The following is a 1,395-nucleotide window of genomic DNA, read 5'->3' on the forward strand; positions in this document are numbered from 1 at the left end:
GCCAGGTCGCGCCGCCGTCCCGGCTCTCGAAGATTTGCGTGCCGACCGAGAGGAAAATCACGTTGCCTTCGTCGGGAGAGGCTGCCAGTGAACATAAGCCTGCCGGCTCTGCACCACCACCAATGAAGGTGGCCGCATTGTCGGTGGAGCGCAGGTGCCCCTCGTCACCGCAGATGTCGACAACACCGTGGTGGACGATGACGCTCCACACTCGCATGCCCCCATAGGCTGGCGTGGGATCAATGTAGCGCCACGTGACGCCAGCATCGGTGCTGGTCGCCAGACCGCAGCTTGTGCCCACGTAAATCGTGTTCGCATTCGCGGGGTCAAACGCAATACCGAAAGCCTCGGGCTCCGTCCTGTCCACTGCGAATCGGCAATCACTCGCACTGGGGCGCGCGGTGGGAGGAACTGTCCACGTGGTGCCGCCGTCCCGACTGACGCTGATCCCGGAGTCCGGGGTCGTCTTGCCGTCGAACCGCGAGGTAGCAACGAGGATCGTGGGATTATTCGGACTGAACTTCACATCCCAGACTGCCTGCGCGCGGTGCCCGGGAACATATACCCAGTTGCGCCCGCCGTCGGTCGTTCGATACAGGCCGCCCCATTCGCTGGCCGCAAAGTAGATCTGGTTGTTGGTGGGATGCGCGCCAAGTTTGTTGACGCGCCCCCCCGCTAGCACTGTTTGCATCGGACGTGTGGCGGTCCGAATTGAGTGGGCTGATGTTGTCGATCCGCCAATTGACCTGCGCTTGGGCCACAGGGGAGCCCTGCGATCAATGCAACGCCGAAGGCGGCAATCGCCCTCCGCACACGCTGCCTGAATGGGCTACACCGCACATGTCTTCTTTGTTGTTCGCTCCCCTGCAAGGCGGCAGCAGACTGACCTTCACGCATGATCGCCTCCCCCATTTACGTTGCGATTTTTACCGCGGATTGCTTGACCGCAGGGCGCCTGGTGACAGACGCGAACCCCTTTATGTCTTCGACAAGCCGCCCTTACCTCGGCTGCACGAAATCGGCAGGGCAGACCGGTACTCGGCATACGTTCTCCGCCGCCGTCATGGTTTCGGCATCGCGCTCGTGCACGACGCGCACGCCATAGGTAAGCCCAGGTTGCATGCCTTCGATCACCACGGTGCGCTGAGGGTGCTCCCGCGCGCTTTCGACCCCCTGGGCGACCACGCGCATCTGCTCAAGCCCTCCAGTGCGAGCGTCGCGCTGGAGGGCTTCCTGGAGATCCGCGGGCAAAGTTGCCTGCGCCGAAGGCAGGACGAGCACCTGCCGCAGGCGCTGTGGAGTCAGCGCCGGATCACGGGGCACGATGCGGTTCGCCTGCACCTTGTGGAAGACAGCAGGGTTCACGAGATGTCGTAGGCGCTCCACGTCGAGGCC

The 1,395-nt window shown here is 63.4% G+C and carries 2 protein-coding genes; both read right to left on the reverse strand.

Annotation, left to right across the window (positions count from 1 at the left end; genetic code table 11):
- On the reverse strand, positions 1-691 hold a 691-nt coding region (locus MKD38_RS30555), incomplete at its 3' end, for a WD40/YVTN/BNR-like repeat-containing protein (protein WP_252669756.1).
- A 308-nt stretch (positions 692-999) separates the two neighbouring features.
- On the reverse strand, positions 1,000-1,395 hold a 396-nt coding region (locus MKD38_RS30560), incomplete at its 5' end, for a hypothetical protein (RefSeq protein WP_252669757.1).

The organism is Cupriavidus sp. WGlv3, from assembly GCF_023952475.1.
In the GTDB taxonomy this organism is placed as follows: Bacteria; Pseudomonadota; Gammaproteobacteria; order Burkholderiales; family Burkholderiaceae; genus Cupriavidus; species Cupriavidus phytorum.